19 protein-coding genes are annotated in these 20,009 nt (G+C 40.7%); 10 read left to right on the top strand and 9 right to left on the bottom strand.

Annotation, left to right across the window (positions count from 1 at the left end):
* Positions 1-77 precede the first annotated feature (77 nt).
* From def to GJS41_RS06670, 6 genes are all read left to right on the top strand, one after another.
* Entirely contained in the window at positions 78-593 is a 516-nt protein-coding gene (gene def / locus GJS41_RS06695; protein ID WP_154246513.1) for a peptide deformylase, read from the top strand.
* Positions 594-654: 61 nt separating this feature from the next.
* Positions 655-1,620, top strand: a complete 966-nt coding sequence (fmt, locus tag GJS41_RS06690) for a methionyl-tRNA formyltransferase (RefSeq protein ID WP_154246512.1) — start codon at positions 655-657, stop codon at positions 1,618-1,620.
* Entirely contained in the window at positions 1,620-2,972 is a 1,353-nt protein-coding gene (rsmB, locus tag GJS41_RS06685) for a 16S rRNA (cytosine(967)-C(5))-methyltransferase RsmB (RefSeq protein WP_154246511.1), read from the top strand. The genes fmt and rsmB overlap by 1 nt, the downstream gene beginning before the upstream one ends.
* A gap of 113 nt (positions 2,973-3,085) precedes the next feature.
* Positions 3,086-4,459: a Trk system potassium transporter TrkA gene (gene trkA, locus GJS41_RS06680; protein ID WP_154246510.1), complete on the top strand. Its 1,374-nt coding sequence runs from the start codon at positions 3,086-3,088 to the stop codon at positions 4,457-4,459.
* A 12-nt stretch (positions 4,460-4,471) separates the two neighbouring features.
* Positions 4,472-5,920: a TrkH family potassium uptake protein gene (locus GJS41_RS06675; protein ID WP_154246509.1), complete on the top strand. Its 1,449-nt coding sequence runs from the start codon at positions 4,472-4,474 to the stop codon at positions 5,918-5,920.
* Positions 5,921-5,942: 22 nt separating this feature from the next.
* Entirely contained in the window at positions 5,943-6,320 is a 378-nt protein-coding gene (locus tag GJS41_RS06670) for a hypothetical protein (protein WP_154246508.1), read from the top strand.
* A 48-nt stretch (positions 6,321-6,368) separates the two neighbouring features.
* Here the strand turns inward: GJS41_RS06670 and rph are convergent, their stop codons facing one another.
* From rph to GJS41_RS06645, 5 genes are all read right to left on the bottom strand, one after another.
* Complete coding sequence (gene rph / locus GJS41_RS06665) at positions 6,369-7,085, bottom strand: ribonuclease PH (protein WP_154246507.1); 717 nt, start codon at positions 7,083-7,085, stop codon at positions 6,369-6,371.
* A gap of 127 nt (positions 7,086-7,212) precedes the next feature.
* The gene (locus tag GJS41_RS06660) at positions 7,213-9,687 is read right to left on the bottom strand and encodes a choice-of-anchor B family protein (protein ID WP_154246506.1); all 2,475 of its coding nucleotides are present in this window, start codon (positions 9,685-9,687) and stop codon (positions 7,213-7,215) included.
* A 156-nt stretch (positions 9,688-9,843) separates the two neighbouring features.
* Entirely contained in the window at positions 9,844-11,037 is a 1,194-nt protein-coding gene (locus tag GJS41_RS06655; protein WP_154246505.1) for an NADP-dependent malic enzyme, read from the bottom strand.
* A gap of 139 nt (positions 11,038-11,176) precedes the next feature.
* Positions 11,177-11,851, bottom strand: coding sequence for a DoxX family protein (locus GJS41_RS06650; RefSeq protein ID WP_154246504.1), 675 nt, complete (start codon positions 11,849-11,851; stop codon positions 11,177-11,179).
* 34 nt (positions 11,852-11,885) lie between these two features.
* A complete protein-coding gene (locus GJS41_RS06645) occupies positions 11,886-13,406 on the bottom strand; it encodes an FMN-binding glutamate synthase family protein (protein ID WP_154246503.1) in 1,521 nt (506 codons plus the stop codon).
* A 135-nt stretch (positions 13,407-13,541) separates the two neighbouring features.
* On the opposite strand from GJS41_RS06645, the gene GJS41_RS06640 reads away from it, so the two are divergent.
* Positions 13,542-14,156 (top strand): RNA polymerase sigma factor, encoded by a 615-nt coding sequence (locus GJS41_RS06640; RefSeq protein ID WP_154246502.1) that lies wholly within the window; start codon positions 13,542-13,544, stop codon positions 14,154-14,156.
* Positions 14,150-14,383 carry a zf-HC2 domain-containing protein gene (locus GJS41_RS06635; RefSeq protein WP_154246501.1) on the top strand — a complete coding sequence of 78 codons (234 nt, stop codon included), beginning with the start codon at positions 14,150-14,152 and terminating at the stop codon, positions 14,381-14,383. The genes GJS41_RS06640 and GJS41_RS06635 overlap by 7 nt, the downstream gene beginning before the upstream one ends.
* A gap of 79 nt (positions 14,384-14,462) precedes the next feature.
* Here GJS41_RS06635 and GJS41_RS06630 read toward each other — a convergent pair whose 3' ends face one another.
* Complete coding sequence (locus tag GJS41_RS06630; protein ID WP_154246500.1) at positions 14,463-14,783, bottom strand: outer membrane protein assembly factor BamE; 321 nt, start codon at positions 14,781-14,783, stop codon at positions 14,463-14,465.
* Between the two features lie 110 nt (positions 14,784-14,893).
* On the opposite strand from GJS41_RS06630, the gene fur reads away from it, so the two are divergent.
* A complete protein-coding gene (gene fur / locus GJS41_RS06625) occupies positions 14,894-15,298 on the top strand; it encodes a ferric iron uptake transcriptional regulator (protein WP_370515676.1) in 405 nt (134 codons plus the stop codon).
* On the opposite strand, the gene GJS41_RS06620 is transcribed toward fur, so the two are convergent.
* The 3 genes from GJS41_RS06620 to nadK form a co-directional block, all read right to left on the bottom strand.
* A complete protein-coding gene (locus GJS41_RS06620) occupies positions 15,299-16,096 on the bottom strand; it encodes a hypothetical protein (RefSeq protein WP_154246498.1) in 798 nt (265 codons plus the stop codon).
* Positions 16,097-16,212: 116 nt separating this feature from the next.
* Positions 16,213-17,868, bottom strand: coding sequence for a DNA repair protein RecN (gene recN, locus GJS41_RS06615; protein WP_154246497.1), 1,656 nt, complete (start codon positions 17,866-17,868; stop codon positions 16,213-16,215).
* 16 nt (positions 17,869-17,884) lie between these two features.
* Entirely contained in the window at positions 17,885-18,781 is an 897-nt protein-coding gene (gene nadK / locus GJS41_RS06610; RefSeq protein ID WP_227551262.1) for an NAD(+) kinase, read from the bottom strand.
* 156 nt (positions 18,782-18,937) lie between these two features.
* On the opposite strand from nadK, the gene hrcA reads away from it, so the two are divergent.
* A complete protein-coding gene (gene hrcA, locus GJS41_RS06605; protein WP_154246496.1) occupies positions 18,938-19,975 on the top strand; it encodes a heat-inducible transcriptional repressor HrcA in 1,038 nt (345 codons plus the stop codon).
* Positions 19,976-20,009: the final 34 nt, after the last annotated feature.

Here is a 20,009-nt window from a genome sequence, read left to right as displayed (position 1 = left end):
ATTGAAATCAATGGTCTTTAGACCCACATTTTATTATCATAGTGATATTAATATTTGGCTTTATTATACCCAATTCAATGGCAATTTTAGAAATTTTAGAATATCCCGATCCAAGACTGAAAACTAAGGCAAAAGAAATTTTGCCTGAAGAGTTCAGCGATGCCTTGCAAAAGCAAATTGACGATATGTTTGAGACTATGTATGCAGCGCCGGGTATTGGCCTTGCTGCGACCCAAGTTGATTATCATAAACGGCTTTTCATTATTGATTTGTCCGAAGATAAGTCTGAGCCACTTGTCTTTATTAATCCTAAAATTGTTGAGAAACGCGATTTGGTGACCAATGAAGAAGGCTGTCTATCTTTTCCGGGTATCTATACTAAAGTGGAACGTGCCAAGGGTATTAAAATCCAGGCATTAGATCGTCATGGCAAACCTTTCGAGATTGATACGGATGAATTTTTAGCGATTGCGATTCAGCATGAACATGATCACATCGAAGGTATTGTGTTTGTGGATTATTTGTCGCCACTAAAGCAGCGCCGTATTCGCTCAATGCTAGAAAAACAACAAAAGAAAAAGCTAAGAGCTTAATACATCTGCTGAAGGTTCATACTCAGAATCTAAGCTCAACCCCTAAACAAGGAAATTATCGTTGAATATAATTTTTGCAGGCACTCCTGATTTTGCTGCAAGCAGTTTGCAAGCACTAATAGAGTACTGCGCAACATCTACGGAACATAAAGTCGTCGCGGTTTATACTCAGCCAGATCGTCAATCAGGGCGGGGCAAAAAAATGAGTATGAGCCCCGTTAAAACTTTGGCACTTGAAAGCACAATTCCAGTTGAACAGCCGGTCAATTTTAAAGCACAAGAAACTAAAGACATTCTTGCTAGTTATGATGCAGATCTGATGGTGGTCGTTGCCTATGGCTTATTGTTGCCACAAGCGGTATTAGATATTCCCAAGCTGGGCTGCATTAATGTGCATGGTTCTTTATTACCCCGTTGGCGAGGTGCAGCGCCGATCCAACGAGCAATCGAAGCGGGCGACGCTGAATCAGGGGTTACCATTATGCAAATGGAAGCGGGTTTGGATACAGGCCCTATGTTATTAAAAGCGGTGACGCCGATAACGGAACAAGAAACCGGTTTAAGCTTACATGACAAACTGGCTGAGCAAGGAGCTAGTTTGCTAACAAAAGCGATTGAGCAAATCGCTGCTGAAAACATTCATCCAGAAATTCAAGACGACTCACTAGCGACCTATGCTCATAAGTTGAATAAACAAGAAGCGCAAATTAATTGGCAAGATAGTGCAATGAATATTGAACGAAAAATTCGAGCCTTTAATGCTTGGCCAGTGTGTACTACCGAACTCGAGGGACAAACGATCCGGGTGTGGAAAGCGGAAGTAGTGGACATGATAACCGATGAAAACGCTGGCACTATTATTCGTTCGGATAAAGATGGAGTTTTAGTGGCCACTTCAGAAAAGTTACTTCGTCTAACTCACATGCAAATGGCTGGTTCTAAAATGATGGCAGTTAAAGATTTACTTAATGCTCCAGCACGACAAGAACTATTGGCCGTTGGTAAGCAATTTGGTTTGATTGCTTAATGCCGCTGAATAATAGCCAAATTCGTTCCCATGCCGCCAAGATGTTGGCGCAAATTGTTGTTGATGGGCGCTCTGCAAATGATTTGCTAATGCAAATCGAGTTTGAAAATCCTAACGACTTATCTTTGTGTAAGTCGCTAGTTTTAAATGCTTGTCGTTATTTTATTCGCTTAAGTGCTGCAGCTAATTTGTTGATGCAAAAACCTTTGCGTAATAAAGACGCGGATATTTTATGTCTATTGGTGATTGGTTTATATCAATTGCAATACACGCGAATTCCAGACCACGCTGCCATCGCGGAAACTGTCGCAGCTGCTGAGCAGTTAAAAAAACCTTGGGCAAAAAAATTAATTAATGCGGTGTTGCGTAATTTTTTAAGAGAGCAAGACAGCATTAATCAAAACTTAGATAAAAATTGGGATACTCAATACAGTATTCCAGACTGGTTAATTAATACCATTAAACTCAGTTATCGCGGAAAAGAGCATAAGGGCAAGGTCGCACAAATTTTACAAGCAACAAATCAGCAAGCGCCATTAACCTTGCGAGTGAATTTAAGCAAAACCAGTCGCGATGATTATTTAGCATTATTAGCCGAACAAGAGCTTAATGCTAAAGCGCATCAATTAGTGCCAAGCGCGATAGTATTGGAACAAGCGACCAATGTGACAACCTTGCCCAATTTTGAACAAGGCTGGATTTCGGTGCAGGATGCGGCGGCACAATTATCCGCTTGGATTTTGCAGCCGCAAAAGGGCATGGGGATTTTAGATGCTTGCTCAGCACCCGGCGGAAAAACGGCTCATCTTTTAGAGTTTGCTAATAATGCTCTTGAACTAACGGCGATAGATATTGACGATAGTCGTTGTGAGCGGATTGAAGAAAATCTTGAGCGCCTAGAGTTAGATGCGCAGGTAATTTGTTATGATGTGATTGAGTATCTAAATGAAACGGAAGAAGAATTTGATCAAATTTTATTAGATGTTCCATGCAGCGCTACTGGAGTGATCCGTCGGCATCCAGATATAAAGTTATTGCGCCGAGAATCGGATATTGATGAATTAGTTACTATTCAGCAGACTATGTTAGAAGCAGCTTGGGGCGCATTAAAACCGAGTGGCAAACTGCTTTATGCTACCTGCTCTATTTTGCAACAAGAAAATAGTCAGCAAATCGAAATTTTTATGCAAAAACACCAAGATGCAAAGCTTGAGTTTTTGAGTACAGATTTTACCGATGTTGATTTAAATGGCCTTTCAAACGCTCCAATAGGACTGCAAATTCTACCTAATCAGAACCAAATGGATGGTTTTTACTATTGTTTGTTGAGTAAACAAGCGCTTGATAAATAGACGATTTTACGAAAAAATCCTTTAGATAAGTGGCTTATAGGGTTAGCATATAGGGATAGGCCAAATAGGGGCGTGCAAGAAAGCACTATCTAAAGCGAGCCAAAAATAAATATATGAAAATTATTATCTTAGGTGCAGGGCAAGTTGGAATGAGCCTGGCACTGAATTTAGAAGGCGAAGACAATGATATTACGCTGATTGATACCGATGCTAAGCGGTTGCGTGATATTCAAGATCATCTCGACTTAAGAACCATTGTCGGTCACGGCGCTCATCCTAATGTGCTCTATAAAGCAGGTATTGATGATGCGGATATGTTGGTGGCTGTGACAAACAGTGATGAAGTCAATATGATGGCTTGTCAGATTGCTCATACCCTGTTTCAAACACCTAAAAAAATCGCTCGTATCCGTTCTCAAAATTATCACTCGTTCCCGAATTTATTTGAAGACAACCATATTCCAGTAGATGTGGTTATTAGTCCTGAACAATTGGTCACCAATTACGTCACACGCTTAATTGAAAATCCAGGTGCTTTTCAGGTTTTAGATTTCGCAGAAGGAGCGCTTCGATTAGTGGCAGTTCGCGCTTATTATGGCGGTCCTTTAGTGGGCAATGCTTTATCTGAATTACGCGAGCACTTGCCTAATGTGGATACTCGAGTTGCGGCAATATTTAGACGCGGTCAACCAATTGTGCCGACAGGGCACACTATTATCGAAGCAGATGACGAGGTATTTTTCCTCGCAGATAAAAAACATATTCGAGCTGTGATGAGTGAGTTGCAGCGTTTAGAAAAAGATTATGAGCGGGTGATGATTGCTGGCGGTGGTAACATTGGTAAGGGCTTGGCACTAAATCTTGAAAAAGATATGCAGGTTAAAATTATTGAGCGCGATGCGCAGAGAGTTCAGCACTTAGCGGATACTTTGCAAGACAGTTTAGTGTTGCATGGCGATATTTCAGATCAAGATTTGTTGGATGATGAGAACATCAAAGATTTTGATTTGTTTGTCGCAGTAACCAACGATGATGAAGCCAATATTATGTCTGCCATGTTAGCTAAACGTATGGGCGTTAAGAAAACCATGGTGTTGATTAATCGTCCTGCTTACGTGGATTTAATCCAAGGGCATGAAATTGATATTGCAATTTCACCACAGCAAGTAACTATTGGTAGTTTGTTAAAGCATATTCGCCGTGGATTAGTCTCGAATGTTTATTCGTTAAGACGCGGGGCTGCAGAAGCGATTGAGGCTGTGGCTCGTGGCAATGAACAAAGCTCACTGGTGATCGGCAGAGCCATTAGCGAGGTACCACTGCCACCTGGAACCACTATCGGCGCTTTGGTACGAGACGGCAAAGTGTTGATCGCCCATGATAATGTCATTATTCGCGAATATGATCATGTGATTTTATTCATGGTGGATAAAGCCTATATCCATGACGTTGAACGCCTGTTCCAAGTCAATGTTACTTATTTTTAGAGTATAAACTCGATGCAGTTCACCACCATTTTCCGCTTTCTTGGTTTATTACTGATGATATTCAGTTTGACCATGATGCCGCCCATTGTGGTTTCTTATATTTATAAAGATGGCGGTGGCACAGCATTTTTCACCACTTTCTTTATCTCACTGATTACAGGCTTTTCACTTTACTTCGCCAACCGTAAAGGTCGAGCCGAATTAAAAATCCGCGATGGTTTTTTAATTGTAGTTTTATTCTGGACTGTCTTAAGTCTGTTTGGTTCGGTACCTCTATTATTGACTGATGGGTTAAATCTGTCTTTGGCTAATGCGGTATTTGAATCTTTTTCCGGGCTGACAACGACCGGAGCGACGGTCATCAGTGGACTCGATGATTTGCCGCATGCCATCTTGTTTTATCGACAACAATTGCAATGGCTCGGCGGTATGGGAATTATCGTTTTAGCGGTTGCCATTTTACCGATGCTTGGAATCGGTGGTATGCAGCTTTATCGGGCGGAAACTCCCGGTCCAATGAAGGACAATAAATTAACTCCAAGAATTGCTGGAACCGCAAAAGCCCTGTGGTATATCTATTTAGGCTTAACCATTGCTTGTGCGCTGGCTTATTGGTTAGCAGGCATGGAGCCATTTGATGCCATTGCACACAGCTTTTCTACTATCGCCATCGGTGGCTTTTCTACTCACGATGCGAGCATTGGTTATTTCGACTCCAATGCGATTGAATTAATTTGTAGCTTTTTTATGTTAGTAGCAGGTGTGAACTTTGCGTTGCACTTTGTTGCCTTTAAGCGATTGAGTATCAAACCTTATTTAAAAGATCCCGAGTTTAAAGGTTATCTTTTATTCCTAAGTTTAATTTCATTGTGTTGTATTTTTGTTTTACTGGGTTACGGGTTGTTCAACTTTAGTGATTCCGTAGTTAACGGAATTTTCCATACCATTTCGATTGCGACGACTACCGGTTTTGCGACCACTGAATTCCATACGTGGCCAATTTTCTTACCGGTATTATTAATCTTCGCCAGTTTTGCTGGTGGTTGTGCGGGATCAACTGCAGGCGGTATGAAAGTTGTTCGAGTATTATTGCTATTCAAGCAAGGTGTTCGCGAGATTAAGCGATTGATTCATCCCAATGGTGTTTTTCTGATTAAGCTGGGTAGAGAGTCAGTATCTGACAGAGTGGTGCAATCGGTATGGGGTTTCTTTGCAACTTACGTTGCCCTATTTGTGATATTAATGTTGATCTTGATTGCTGATGGACTTGATCAGATCACGGCATTCTCAGCAGTAGCGGCCTGTATGAATAATCTTGGTCCTGGTTTAGGAGAAGTCGCGCTTAACTACAGTGGGCTTTCCGACTTATCTAAATATGTCTTAAGCTTTGCCATGTTGTTAGGACGTTTAGAAATCTTCACTTTGTTAGTATTGTTTACGCCTTATTTCTGGAGAAGGTAAAGCATTCTAAGAGAGACTAATAATGTTGAATTTAGATACACTATCAATTAATAAGTTTTCTCTAGGCGGAGCTTTAGATAAAAAGGAAGGCAATTATGAATCTGGCTATATTTCATATTATGTAGAAAATTCTATTATTAAAAATATCAGTGTTAGGTTTGCTGAGTTCTATAGTAAGGGAAAAATATATGTGGATAATGTCATCGTTAAAACTAATGAATTAGCAGTACCTATTAAGCCTAATGATATTTTACCGTTATATGCTGAAATATACTCTCATTTTGATGATGGCGTAGAGGTAAATTACCAATTTAAAGAAGAGAAAGTTTTGCTTGAATTTAGTTGGAACAAGTGTAAATCAGGTTTAGAACTAAACTATATTAATTTACAATTCATATAATATATTAAAAGATGGGTTGTGGTGGATAACCCATCCTTCAGTTATTGCTTAATTAGAAATAGCTTGTTTCTGAAGATCAAAGATTTCTCTGATCCCTTGCTTACCTAAATCCAATAATGCCATTAATTCATCGCCAGAAAAGGGCTCGGCTTCTGCGGTTCCTTGCAGTTCGATAAATCCACCATTTTCATCCATCACAATATTCATATCGGTTTCGGCCTCAGAATCTTCAGGGTAATCTAAATCTAAAACAGGAGTGCCTTTATAGATGCCTACCGAAATGGCGCCGATCCAGTGCTTCATAGGGTTGGTTTTTAGGATACCTTTATTTCGCATATGAGTTAGCGCATCATGTAGCGCAACACAAGCACCGCTAATAGATGCCGTTCGAGTTCCGCCGTCGGCTTGGATCACATCACAATCAATGTAGATGGTGTTTTCGCCTAATTGACTCATATCAACCGCCGCGCGTAAAGAACGCCCAATTAATCGCTGGATTTCTAAAGTGCGCCCGCCTTGCTTTCCGCTGCTTGCTTCGCGTCTCATGCGCGAGTGAGTAGAGCGAGGCAGCATGCCATATTCAGCTGTGATCCAGCCTTGCCCTTTGCCTTTCAAAAAGCGGGGTACACCCTCTTCAACGCTGGCATTACATAAGACTTTAGTTTCTCCAAACTCAATTAAAACCGAACCTTCGGCATGTTTGGTGAAGTTACGAGTAATGGTGACTGGTCGTAATTGGTTGCTACTGCGGCCGCTAGGTCTCATGATTTATTCCTAAAAAGTTTTTATAGATTATAAGGAAAATTATTTAGGATGTTTAGAGATATAAAATTTAAATTGAGTGATTGTTACTATAAGCATTAAAAAAGGCGCTTAAAGCGCCTTTTAAATTTTACTGATTATTCCTGCGTAACCATAACAAACCAAGTAAGCCGGTTATTGTCAGCGGCAAGATAGGACCGCCGCCACCACCACTACCACTTTCTGGCGGTGTTGTAGGAGGGGTAGACTCATCGTTAGCAATGATACTTAAAGTATAAATAGAACTACCTATTGAGGCTCCACCTTGAGGATCAGACAAAACTAAGCTGAACTGTTCTTCAGGTTCTTCTAAGGAATCGTTAATTATAGACAGCTCAATAGTTTTATCTGTACTGTCGCCGTCAGCCCAAGTTAAGGTGCCATTTGCGGCGGTATAATCTTGACCGGCTATTGCGGTATCATCTTGGGTGGCGTAGTTTACGCTAACATCCCCATCAGAGCCTCCAGTTCTAGATACAGTGATGGTATTAGTGGCTGTCGATTCTAAAACGCTAGAGGATGTATCTGTTAACGTTACTTCTCCAGGTAAAGCTTGTACTGCACCATCACTTTCTTTGATGTTAATAGAAAAAGTAGGTACATCTAAGGAGGCCCCACCTTGAACATTGGAAAGGACAATTACTAGCGACTCTCTAGGCTCTTCCACAGTATCGTCTAGTATTTCAATTTCTATGTATTTAACCCCTGACTCGCCACTTTCCCAGAATAGAGCACCGCTGGCCGCAGTAAAATCTTCACCTGCTGTGGCTGTTTGACCTTGTGTGGCATATTGTATGCTTACGTTATTTCTTGAACCTGAAGAGCGTGAAACTGCGACAGTAACTTTTGAGTTAGCTTCATCAAAAGTGGCTGAATCTAATAAAAATTCTAACTGACCGATATCAGTAGATTTAGTACCAGAATTGTCCTTTAAGATATATAAACCATTTGAAATATCGCTCACCAGAATGTTGCCACTGGGCAAATAAGGGTAAGCGCCCCAGGCACCATCAAACTGTGCATCATCGGCTGCTGGTACAGGAAAGGTATCAAAAAAACCAATCTCAACAGGGTTGGTTGGCGTGCTGACATCTAACACAGTTAAACCACGTTTGTAGTTTGACATGTAATATTTATCACCCAAAGTGAAACCATTATGATCAATTGCCCGAGTAGGTCCTACATAAGAGCCTACAATCGACGGGTTTTCTAAATCACTAATATCCATGACGTATAAAGTAGTATTGATACCATTTCTTTGCTCATCTAGTTCATCTTGAATGAAAATATAATTTTTGTCCTGAGAGAACCAGCCTGAATGAGTATATTGAACGCCATCGTAGCTAGTTGCACTAAGTTTGACTGGGCTTGATTTATTAGTGGTATCCCAAATATCCATGCTTGTTTCATTAAAGTCGATAAACAATTCACATGGGTTATGTCCGCCGGAGCACTGACTAGTTCTACTGTCTGATATGGTTAAATTAGTAGCGTCGTGAACGTAACCAGTCGTTGAAGGGGTTGTAACTAATGACGGTTCAATCGGGTTGGTTAAATCGAAAATACGATAAGAGCCGTTACCATTATTTGACCCCGCGATATATAAATAAGCGTTTTGTCCATCGACTGGCAAGCCGGTTGAGTAATCAATATTACCTAAATATACATTGTGTGCAGTCTGAAAAACATTAATAGTGTTGGCTAGAGAAATACTATCGGGAGCTTTGGTTAAATCGATAATTTGAAAGCCGCCTCTACCTTCGGTTGTGACATACGCATAGGCTTTGTATTTATTTTCAGAGGAATCGAAATACTGATAAACCTTGACGTCTCGCCAGCTGCTACTTACACCCGAAATGGTGCCAACTTCTTTAGGAGCTGTAGGATCGGTAACGTTAACTACTACAGTACCGTTAAGAAGGCCCATTATCGCATATTCGTTACCATTATTAAGATCGCGATAACCCCAAATATCATTACCACTAGAAGGTGTAGAGCTCATTTGATTAAGCGGTAAGTGAGATTGCAAGTTAATGTTAGCACAAGGATAATCTCCAGCTATCCCGCCATTACAATCAATATTCTTTTCAAAGCTGGTGTTAATTTTTTGATATTTAGCAAGAAGCTCCACATACTCGGGTTTGATTCGATATTCGTCATTACCCTTAGTATCAGATAATAATTTAAAACCTTTTTCAGCTAGGCGCTCACGGTACTCTGCGGGTAAGCCAACAATGGTTGTAACATTACTGGAAGATTGCTTGCGGAACCGATCTAGGACTGAGTACCCTCCTGAAATAGAGACCATATCATTCAAGAGATAAAAAATATCCATGTCTTTAGCATGGTACTTACCTGATGACATACGGATAGTATCGCCCTTACTGGACTTGTTCACGGTATAAGCAATGGTTTTACATGGCGCCGTTGGTTTGCCACATTCACCTGCATCTTTGCCATTTTCAGCAATATAGCGAATAGGGTGTCCGCCGCCATGCCCAAAAACATTAGGAGTGATGGCCAGTAATAGTCCTGCTAAGCCAATCGAGGTTAGTTTGAATTTCATAGAATCCCCATAGTTAGAAATTTTTTTGATATTTTATAGCATATAAAAAATACGATGGCTCAATAGCATGCAAAGTTACAAAAAACATACAATTATGATAAGTAGCTCAAACTATTTACATCAAGCTATTGAACGCATTGAAATGTGTAGCAACGATTAGTCTGGTCTTTGTAGCTTTTCTTCTATAGCTCTTTGCTTAACTGCTTCTGATACTTTTTGTGCTACGTTCCGATTAAGCGGATCGGGTAATACATGCGAGGCTGATAGTTTGGTAACACATCCCGCTAACGCATGGGCAGCGGCAATTTTCATGCCTTCACTGATTTTGGTAGCGCGTGCATCTAATGCTCCACGGAATATTCCAGGGAACGCCAGCACATTGTTCACTTGGTTGGGGAAGTCACTACGACCTGTGCCTACCACAGACGCCCCTGCGGCAAGTGCTTCATCGGGCATAATCTCAGGAATGGGGTTGGCCATGGCTAAAATGATAGGATCTTTATTCATTAACTTGATGTCATCACCAGTAAGAAGATTTCCTTTAGAAACACCAATGAAAACGTCGGCGTCTTTTAGCGCGTCTAACAAGTTACCATCGCGATGAAAACGGTTGGTGTAAGCTAATAATTTAATTTTCTCATTATTTAGGTTGTCACGATTTTTAGAGATAATCCCTTTTGAGTCACATACCAAAACATCTTCTACTGGAATACAGGCACTTGGATCATGACCAACACAGCGAAGCAATCTGGCGATAGCGGTTCCTGCGGCACCAGCACCATTAATGACGACTTTTAAGGATGAAATGTCTTTACCGGTAACTTTGCATGCATTAATTAAAGCAGCCAATAAAACAATGGCGGTTCCATGCTGATCGTCGTGAAAAACTGGGATGCCGATGTCCTGAAGTTTTTGTTCAATTTCAAAACATTTTGGGGCCGCTATATCTTCTAAATTGATACCGCCGAAAGTAGGCGCAACGGTTTTTACTGTAGTAACGATTTCATCAACACTCTCAGCATCAATCACCAGCGGTACACCGTCGATATCTGCAAACTCTTTAAATAGAATTGCCTTGCCTTCCATAACGGGTAAAGCGGCTTCTGGACCAATATCTCCTAAACCTAAAACGGCTGATCCGTCGGAAACGATTGCGACTGAGTTCCCTTTCATGGTTAAGGTATAGCTAGAAGCTTTGTCGCTAGCGATATGATTCGATACGGCAGCAACGCCTGGTGAATAAGCAGTAGAAAGGTCATCACGGTTTTGTAATGGCACTTTGGATTTTATAGCCCATTTACCACGCATATAGCGGTGGATATCTAAAGATTGTTGAAAGTATTTACTCATAACGAATATTTATTACTGTTGATGGCAAAGGATCATACGCTCATTCTATAGACTTTGTGGTCGGAGTTGCAGTTTATTTCATAGCAAGCTAAAGGTAATAAATGCAGGATCAAAAAAGGCGCTTAAAGCGCCTTTTGAATTAATAACTTAGTTCGGTTGTATGTTTACTAAAGAAACGGTTTAGCCAGTAATCGATGGAGAAGTATTTGCCACCACCACTGAACAATAAAACAAACAACATAATAAAGTAAGTTGCAGCAAACTCGATGCCATTTTGTAGAATTACAAAATTACCTTTTGCATTTAACCAGCTGCTATTGCCATGAGTTTCTAATAATTCTCGAGCTTTGCTAACGCGACTGGAGACTTCTTCTGCAGCTGCTTGATTGGCTGCTGCATCACCAAAGCCAAACCATGACCAGAATTTTCCAACACTTGTTTCTGCATTGCCAGAAGCGATAGCACTCCAACCATTATCAAGATGTGCAGTTACCGCAGCAACAACCATAGTGATCATTAATGGAATAGAAACCCAGCGGACCCCTATGCCTAAGACTAATGCCCAGCCGCCAATGATCTCAGTCAAAGTTGCTAAGTAAGCCATTAACGCAGGAGCAGGTAGACCGAGCCCCCAGTCAGGGTTGCCGAACCAACTAATAATATCATCAATATTGGCGTATTTATTAACACCTGCAACAATCAGTATTGGCCCTAAATAAAGTCGAACTAGTAATATTGGTAGTCCTGAAAGGTGTTTTAATTTACCGAATAACCATTCATGGAAACGGTAATAAAGTTCGATTAGTGCCTGCATATTTATTCTCCTGAAACCTGAGTTGTGTTCAAATCTACAACTGTTTCGTTTCTATTTCGTTTTCTTGGTAAGGATGTAACTTATCTAATGGAGTCGATAAACCGGTTTCTGTTACAACTCTAACGTGTTCTCTTTTCAAATCGTGCGCAGACTTAACACCACAGGAGTGCGCAATCATCTCTACGGCTTTGATCATATTTTTATGATAGTGATATACGCGTTCAAGTTTATCGGATATCACTAAGCCTTCTTGTAGCTCTTCATCATGAGTGGTAATGCCCGTTGGACAAGTGTTTTTATTGCATTGCAGTGCTTGGATGCATCCCAATGCAAACATGAAACCACGCGCAGAAACGACGACGTCAGCACCGATAGCTTTTGCCCAAGCAACGCCTGAGGGAGTAATCATTTTTCCCGAACAAATGACTTTAATTCGTTCACGAAGGCCATTTTGTTCTAGTAAATCGATGGTCAGTGGCAGGCTTTCTTTTAATGGCAAACCCACATAATCAAACAGAGGCTGGGGCGCAGCACCGGTACCACCATCGGCGCTATCTATGGAAATGAAATCGGGTGCTGACTCTATGCCCCTGGTATTAATCTCACGCATCAAATCAACCAAATATTGATGCGAGCCAATCACAGCCTTAAAGCCAACCGGCTTTCCTGTTAGTTCACGAATGTGATTAATGGAGTCTAATAAGTCGGAAACACTGGTGATTTCCGGATGACCATTTGGGCTGATTGAAGCTTCGCCTTGTGGGATCCCTCGAATTTTAGCAATTTCGGCAGTTACTTTTTCTGCTGGCAATAAGCCACCTTTACCAGGCTTGGCCCCTTGACTCATTTTTAATTCGATCATTTTAACTTGAGCATTATTGCTGATGGCTTTTAATTTATCATCGTCCAATTCACCAGCTGCGTTCCTTACACCGTATTTTGCTGTACCAAACTGGAAAATGACATCGCCTCCACCTTCTAAGTGATAAGGGGACAGTCCGCCTTCTCCGGTATTGATCCAGCAGCCTGCTTTTTCTGCACCTTTAGATAAAGCAATGACCGCTTTACGTGAAAGTGCGCCAAAGCTCATGGCGGATATATTAAAGAAACTTGGAGCAGCGTAGGGTTGTTTAGCATAAGGCCCAAACTGAATGGGTTTAGTGGCTTGGGCATCTTTTTGTAAGATTGGAAAAGGGTCATTTAAAAACATGACCGAACCAGTAGGGTTTAAATTACGGGTGGAACCGAACGCCATGGTGCGGCTAACATTTTTGGCGGCGCGATATGCCCAGCTTCGCTCAGCGCGATTGAAAGGCATTTCCTCCCGATCCATGGCGAAAAAGTATTGTCTAAAGAATTCTCCAAGGTGTTCGAAAAAATAACGAAAGCGCCCAATGACGGGATAATTACGACGAATAGTTTGTTTTTTTTGTGTTCTATCAATGACATATAGCACTAGAACTACTAATAGCAAAATTAGCAAAGCAAAAACTAAAAAAGCACCAACCCATTCTAAGGCTGTTTTAACAAAAGACATGACGGCAACTGAGTTCATAGTTCGATTTTCCAGTAATCAGTTATGGTTGCGAATTACAAAAATATGCCTATACTTTGTCATAAATGCTTGAATGATCAAAGAAATTCATCATTTGTATCAATAATGATGACTATCATAGTGGAAAACAATTCTATGAGTGACAAAAATTTACCTGAAGAAAGCGAGTTAATTCAAGGCCTGTTGAATAACAATCAAGCTTTATTTAGTAAAGTAGTGAAAGCCTATTACCCTTCTATGTACTCAGTTGCTTATGCAATTGCCGGCCCTGCTATTGCCGACGAAGTGGTGCAAGAAGCTTGGGTTTCTGGCATTCGCGCTTTGCCTAAATTTGAAGGTCGCTCTAAATTAAAAAGCTGGTTGATTCGGATTGTAGCCAATGAAGCTAAGACTCGATTACGTAAAGAGTCTCGCTCAGTTAGTCTAGAAGCGGTTAATGAATCTTGGGCAACCGATCCGCGTTTTGACAACCGCGGTCATTGGAATGAAACCAATTCAGAATGGGATAATGCTTCGCCCGATGAATTGCTATCGGCTAATGAGTTGCAAGAGTGCTTTGATAAGCATTTAGAGCTTTTACCGGATAACCAAAAGCAGGTTTTGAATTTAAGAGATGTTGGCGGTATGGATATGGAAGAGATCTGTAACATACTAGAAGTCAGCTCATCTAATGCACGAGTACTGTTGCATAGGGCAAGAGATCGAATGCAACAAATGGTTGCGCACTTCCAGAGGACTGGGCAATGTTAAGCTGTAAGAAACTAATTGAAAATGGTAGTGAGTACCTAGAAGGTGATTTAAGTCGCTGGGAGCGATTTAAATATAAATTTCACCTTTTTATGTGTAAGTCCTGTAGCCGTTATATTCTTCAATTGAAACAAGTGATTTCGATGATTAGTCTTTCGCCAAAGAAAAAGATCCCTCAAGATATGGAAGATATGTTGACGAAAGAGTTTGAAGAGAGCATGAAGAAGTAGATAAGTTATTCTGTAAAACAAAAGCCACTAAACGTTAGTGGCTTTTTTATTTGCAATTATTTGTGATAAAGAGAGCTATCTATTCTTCGATTTCGGGTTTCTCAGTCCCTTGAATAGTGGCTAATTTATCATCCTCGAAAGTCAAAATCATGCGCTTTTCAATTCTATCGCCTCTCGATGGGATTAAATAATACAGGTAATACCAAGTATTATTCTCCAAGTTAGTATTTAAAACAGGGTTGCCCAACACAAAACGAACTTGTTCTTTAGTCATACCCGGGCGAATTTGATTGATTTCTTTTTGATTCAGCACGTTGCCTTGCTGAATATTTGGCTTGTATACACAGCCACTCAAAATACTGATAGTGATGGCTGCAACAGCTATAATTACATTTCTCATTGAAAACCTTGTTAATTACTCATATTAGTCCGAATTAGCGCGACTAATGACTTTTCATTCAATTTCGCCATAGTATAATCATTTCGTCGCTTAATGCTATCGGAGTTTTAATTTTGGAAAACAAACAACTAAAAAAAGCTGGATTAAAGGTTACTTTACCCAGAGTTAAGATTATGCAAATTCTGGAAAGTTCCGAGGAGCGTCATTTAAGTGCCGAAGATGTCTACAAAAAGCTATTAGAAGCTGGCGATGATGTTGGTTTAGCGACGGTTTATCGCGTTTTAACTCAGTTTGAACAAGCCGGACTGGTCACACGTCATAACTTTGAAGGTGGTCATTCGGTCTTTGAGATGGATGATGGCGAACATCATGATCATATGGTGAATGTGGACGATGGTACCGTGATTGAATTTATCAGCGATGAAATTGAAGAATTACAACACAAAATTGCCGAAAAGCATGGTGTTGAGATTGTTGATCACAGTCTTGTTTTATACGTTAGACCCAAAAAATAGCTATTCAATTGGGTAAACATTAAAACCCTGAGAATCAAAATAGTCTATGCGATTGGATATAGTGTCGTTGATGGTCTGATTTAAGGAGTTTGGGATCCTATCTGCCCGATATCGAGTGGCAATATACAATAAAAAGCTTTCTGCTATGTCTTCTCTAGTTGGATTATCACGCGCATAATCAGAAATAAAGTGGTTATCTAAATTTTGGGCATTGAGCCAACCAGTCGATTGAGCATGTTCTGCATCCAAGGATGTGTGAGCGGCCTCGTGAATTAAAACTTCCTCTAGAATATTATCGGCAATGTAATTAGGGGTTTGTCCGGTATGGATTAATATATTGTTATTACCTCCTCCAAATAGTTCTACCCCTTTATGTATCCAAACGGTTTCTAAGTCTTTTCTTAAAATTTCTGGCAATCGACCGATTTCAGTGGCATAAAATAATGCTTCTTGTTGTGCTTGGTTCTCTGTTTCAAATTCAATATTAACCTGTACTTCAACACTATGACTGTTGTCATATAAAGCATTAAATAAAAATGCATCGACAGTAATAAAGCGGTTTTCTCTCCTATCAAACATCAAGCGAGGCTCAATACCGAGACTGGTTAAAGAAACAAATGTAGTTGGATCACTTTCAGTGATAATGTCTGAGTTAACAAATATAGTCCCTCCGAAGGGAGGCTGATTATTACCACCGCTGGGGGGTGAAGGCGTAGGGTTGGGTTCAGACTCAGAGCCTCCTCCGCAAGCTACCAAGGCATAAAGTATTGATAGAAAGACTAATGTTCTGAATGACATAGTTAGCAATTTATTCGGGGACTTATCAATACTATAGCAAACTTTTTATTTAGAAAAAGTTTGCTTGGATTGATTTGTATAAAAAGTAAGATAGTATTTCGTATCAATATTATCCATTATGATTCTAATAATTCTTTGGCGTGATTTATTATTGTTTCAGTGATTTCTACGCCGCCAATCATTCTTGCGATTTCCTCAACACGTTGCGCTTGTGAAATCTCAATCATTTGATTAGAAGTTGAGTCTTTGGTTTGTGATTTGGCCACTAATAAGTGTTGATGACCTTGAGCGGCTACCTGTGCTTGGTGAGTAACCGTTAAGATCTGTGCTTTTTCGCCGAGTGATTGCAAAAGTTTTCCAACAATTTCAGCAGTACCACCGCCAATCCCTACATCGACTTCATCAAAAATTAAGGTGGGTAATTGAGTGGTTTGAGCATTAATGACCTGCAAGGCTAAACTGATCCGCGAAAGCTCGCCACCAGAAGCCACTTTACGCAGCGGCATTGGTTTTTGCCCCGGGTTGGTAGAAACCATAAATTCAGCCGATTCTAGTCCATTGGCTTTATAGGCAGTTTCTTCCATTGAATTAAAGGCAATCTCAAAGACGCCTGAACCAAGCCCTAACTGAGACATCAGTTCGATAATTTCTTTGCTTAATTTCTTGGCGGCGGTGTGGCGTTTTTTACTAATTAGTTCGGCTTGTTTGGCGTAATCCTTGTGCAATTTAGCTAATTCCACTTCAAGCGCTTCAAAGCTCGCTTCATCACCGGCTAATTGACCTAGCTCAGACTCTAATTGCGCTAAAACATCCGGTAGCTGTTGTATTTCGGTTTGATGCTTGCGGGATAAATCATGCAGCAGTGAAATATCATGATCCAATCGCTGAAAGTGCTCTGGATCGATTTCTATAGAGTCTAAGTAGTTGCGTAGCTCAGAACTGGCTTCATCAATTTCTACTAAAGCTGATTGCAGTAGATCGTTGGTGTTTTTTAAATTCTCATCAACAGAATAAAGCTGATTAATTTGTCCTGCGACTGAGTTGAGTAGGCTCGAAATGCTCTGCTCATCTTCGCTAATGGCAGACAAGCTAAACTGACCTTTTTCCAATAGCTGACTGGCATTGGCTGCGCGCTTATGCTCATTTTCAATTTGCTCTACTTGATCAACTGGCGCTTTGGATAATTCTTCTAATTGATATTTAATAAGATCTTTGCGGTCATTTTTATCTTTTAGAGCTGCTTGAAAGTCATTCAGTTGAGTTTGAACCTTATGGATATCTTTCGACAGCTTAGTGAGGTTAGTAACCTTATCGGATAAACCTGCATAACGATCTAATAGTTGCAAATGAGTTTGCGGCTTGAACAAAGATTGATGCTCATGCTGCCCATGGATATCTACTAATAAATCACCAAGCTGGGACAGTTGAGTAAGATTAACTGGCTGCCCATTAACAAATGCTTTGGAGCGTCCATCATGATTAATGACGCGGCGCAAAATACAATCTTGCTCCTCATCTAACATTTGTTCATCCAGCCATGCTAAAACTTGTGGTAGTTTTTCAATATCAAAAACAGCGCTAATTTCCGCTCTTTTAGCACCATGACGAACGACTCCAGAGTCAGCCCTCGCACCTAAAGCAAAGCCGAGCGCATCCACAACAATGGATTTACCAGCACCGGTTTCGCCAGTAATAACGGTCATGCCAGACTTCAGCTCTAAATCGAGCTGCTCAATAATGGCAAAGTCTTTAATATGAATACTGTTGAGCATAAATAGCTAGTCTAGATTAGAGCTTTGAGCCCCAGCCCAACTTGGTTCTTAATAGGCGGAAATAGTCATAATCTTTAGGGTGTAACAACCACATTTCTTGTTGCCGTTTACGCACACAGAATTTTTCGCCGGGCATCACTGGGAAGCGAACTTGACCGTCACAGCTTAAGCGCGCTTCATTTTGATTATCTTTACTAAACACAATATCGACTTTAGAGTCGGCGCTGATGGAGATAGGGCGACTGGATAGGGTATGTGGAAACATCGGCACTAAAGAGATGGCATTAATCGCAGGTGACATGATTGGGCCACCTGCAGAAAGCGAATAAGCCGTAGAGCCAGTTGGCGTGGAAATGATAAGACCATCACCGCGGACGCTATAAACGAAAGAATCATTAATATAAACCTCAAACTCGATCATGCGTGAGATTTCACCAGGGTAAAGGACAATGTCATTCACGGCATCACTAAAGCGCGGATTTTCCGAGCCTTGATCGCCATCAATTTCAGCCTCTAATAAAAAACGACGTTCTTCGGTGTATTCACCAGCTAACACTTCTGCAACTTTCTCGCATACTTGCTGCGGCTGAATGTCAGTTAAAAAACCTAAATAACCACGGTTAACACCTAGTAATGGGATGTCGTAATCACTCATCAAGCGAGCGGCATAAAGCATAGAACCATCACCACCAATGACAATGACTAAATCGCAGCGCTCACCAAGGGTTTGCCAGGTGACTTGTTGATCATTTGGGATTGCTAAATCACAAGCAACTCGATCTTCAACTAACAAGCTGTAATCTTCTTGCTGCAAGAAGTTGAAGAGAGTGATTATGGTCTCGCCAACTTCTTTGTGTTTTGGCTTACCCATGATCCCAATGGTTGAAAATGTCAGTTTTTTATCGACTTTCAATGAAGGTCCTATTTCGCTGTTTTGAATGTTTATTAAAAACAGAAACTTGTAATTGATTTATTGACCCATATTTAACAATATATAGGCAGATAAATAAACAACAGAATATTCAAGCAAAGCAAAATCTTTGCTTCAGAAATCAGAAAAACAAATAAGATGAGTAAATTCGATCAGCGCGCCCAGACCTTAATGAAGACTTTGGTAGAGACTTATATCTCTAGCGGTCAGCCTGTTGGCTCGAAAACCTTATTAGAGCAGTCGCAGCTTAGTGTGAGCCCAGCCACCATTCGTAACGTAATGCACGACCTAGAAGCGATGGGTTTATTGGCATCACCACACACTTCTGCAGGCCGTATTCCAACTTCTCAGGGTGTAAGATTATTTGTTGATCAATTATTAACGGTCAAAGATGTTGAGCAAAATTATCAAGATCAACTAAAGCATCAGCTTGATAAAGCCACCGAAACAGGGCAAATGCTGAATAGTGTGACTAATATGCTCTCACAAATGACTAATATGGCAGGTTTAATTCGAGTTCCAAGACGTGATGTGACTTGCGTCAGACAAGTCGAATTTGTGTCTTTATCGCAAAAGAAAGTGCTAGTGATATTAGTGTTGGATAATGGCGAAGTGCAAAATCGTGTTATCCAGTTGGATGTTGATATTAGTCGTGAGGAGTTGCAACAAGCTGCCAATTATGTGAATCATCATTATGCAGGCAAAGAACTAGATACAGTGCGTCGCGAGTTATTTGAAGAACTAAAGTCAGACAAGGCGCAGATGGATGAAATGATGAGCTCCATGATGGCAGTAGCCGAAAAAGGTTTTGCTAATGATGATGGTCAAGATGAGCAAGTACAGATCACTGGTAAATCACAGATGCTAAATTATGTGGGGACCGGCGATATTTCTGATTTACAGTCAGTTTTTGATGCTTTTGCTGAAAAGACCCAAATGCTAGGTTTGCTAGACAAATGTCTTTCGGCCGATGGCGTTCAGCTGTTTATTGGTGAAGAATCTGGCTATGACGTTTTAAACCAATGTTCGGTCGTTGGTGCTCCTTATTCTATTGACGGTCAGGCGGTCGGTGTCTTGGCTGTAGTGGGCCCGACTCGTATGGCCTATGACAAGGTGATTCCAATCGTTGATATTACCGCAAAAATCCTTACTTCCGCCTTGAATTCTGAGTCCTAGACCTTATTATAGCTACCACTTAATTTTCAAATCA

The organism is Kangiella sp. HZ709 (assembly GCF_009674675.1).
Classification (GTDB): domain Bacteria; phylum Pseudomonadota; class Gammaproteobacteria; order Enterobacterales; family Kangiellaceae; genus Kangiella.
The sequence above is the reverse complement of the archived record's forward strand: the minus strand, read 5'-3'. Positions and strand labels throughout refer to the sequence as shown.

Excerpts from the sequence above, each read along its gene's own strand:
- GJS41_RS06645 (WP_154246503.1), bottom strand. The coding sequence starts at position 13,406 with ATGAACTCAGTTGCCGTCATGTCTTTTGTTAAAACAGCCTTAGAATGG.
- def (WP_154246513.1), top strand. The coding sequence starts at position 78 with ATGGCAATTTTAGAAATTTTAGAATATCCCGATCCAAGACTGAAAACT.
- GJS41_RS06675 (WP_154246509.1), top strand. The coding sequence starts at position 4,472 with ATGCAGTTCACCACCATTTTCCGCTTTCTTGGTTTATTACTGATGATA.
- GJS41_RS06630 (WP_154246500.1), bottom strand. The coding sequence starts at position 14,783 with ATGAGAAATGTAATTATAGCTGTTGCAGCCATCACTATCAGTATTTTG.
- GJS41_RS06620 (WP_154246498.1), bottom strand. The coding sequence starts at position 16,096 with ATGTCATTCAGAACATTAGTCTTTCTATCAATACTTTATGCCTTGGTA.
- rph (WP_154246507.1), bottom strand. The coding sequence starts at position 7,085 with ATGAGACCTAGCGGCCGCAGTAGCAACCAATTACGACCAGTCACCATT.
- GJS41_RS06640 (WP_154246502.1), top strand. The coding sequence starts at position 13,542 with ATGAGTGACAAAAATTTACCTGAAGAAAGCGAGTTAATTCAAGGCCTG.
- GJS41_RS06655 (WP_154246505.1), bottom strand. The coding sequence starts at position 11,037 with ATGAGTAAATACTTTCAACAATCTTTAGATATCCACCGCTATATGCGT.
- GJS41_RS06650 (WP_154246504.1), bottom strand. The coding sequence starts at position 11,851 with ATGCAGGCACTAATCGAACTTTATTACCGTTTCCATGAATGGTTATTC.
- GJS41_RS06635 (WP_154246501.1), top strand. The coding sequence starts at position 14,150 with ATGTTAAGCTGTAAGAAACTAATTGAAAATGGTAGTGAGTACCTAGAA.
- rsmB (WP_154246511.1), top strand. The coding sequence starts at position 1,620 with ATGCCGCTGAATAATAGCCAAATTCGTTCCCATGCCGCCAAGATGTTG.
- recN (WP_154246497.1), bottom strand. The coding sequence starts at position 17,868 with ATGCTCAACAGTATTCATATTAAAGACTTTGCCATTATTGAGCAGCTC.
- trkA (WP_154246510.1), top strand. The coding sequence starts at position 3,086 with ATGAAAATTATTATCTTAGGTGCAGGGCAAGTTGGAATGAGCCTGGCA.
- GJS41_RS06670 (WP_154246508.1), top strand. The coding sequence starts at position 5,943 with ATGTTGAATTTAGATACACTATCAATTAATAAGTTTTCTCTAGGCGGA.
- hrcA (WP_154246496.1), top strand. The coding sequence starts at position 18,938 with ATGAGTAAATTCGATCAGCGCGCCCAGACCTTAATGAAGACTTTGGTA.
- GJS41_RS06660 (WP_154246506.1), bottom strand. The coding sequence starts at position 9,687 with ATGAAATTCAAACTAACCTCGATTGGCTTAGCAGGACTATTACTGGCC.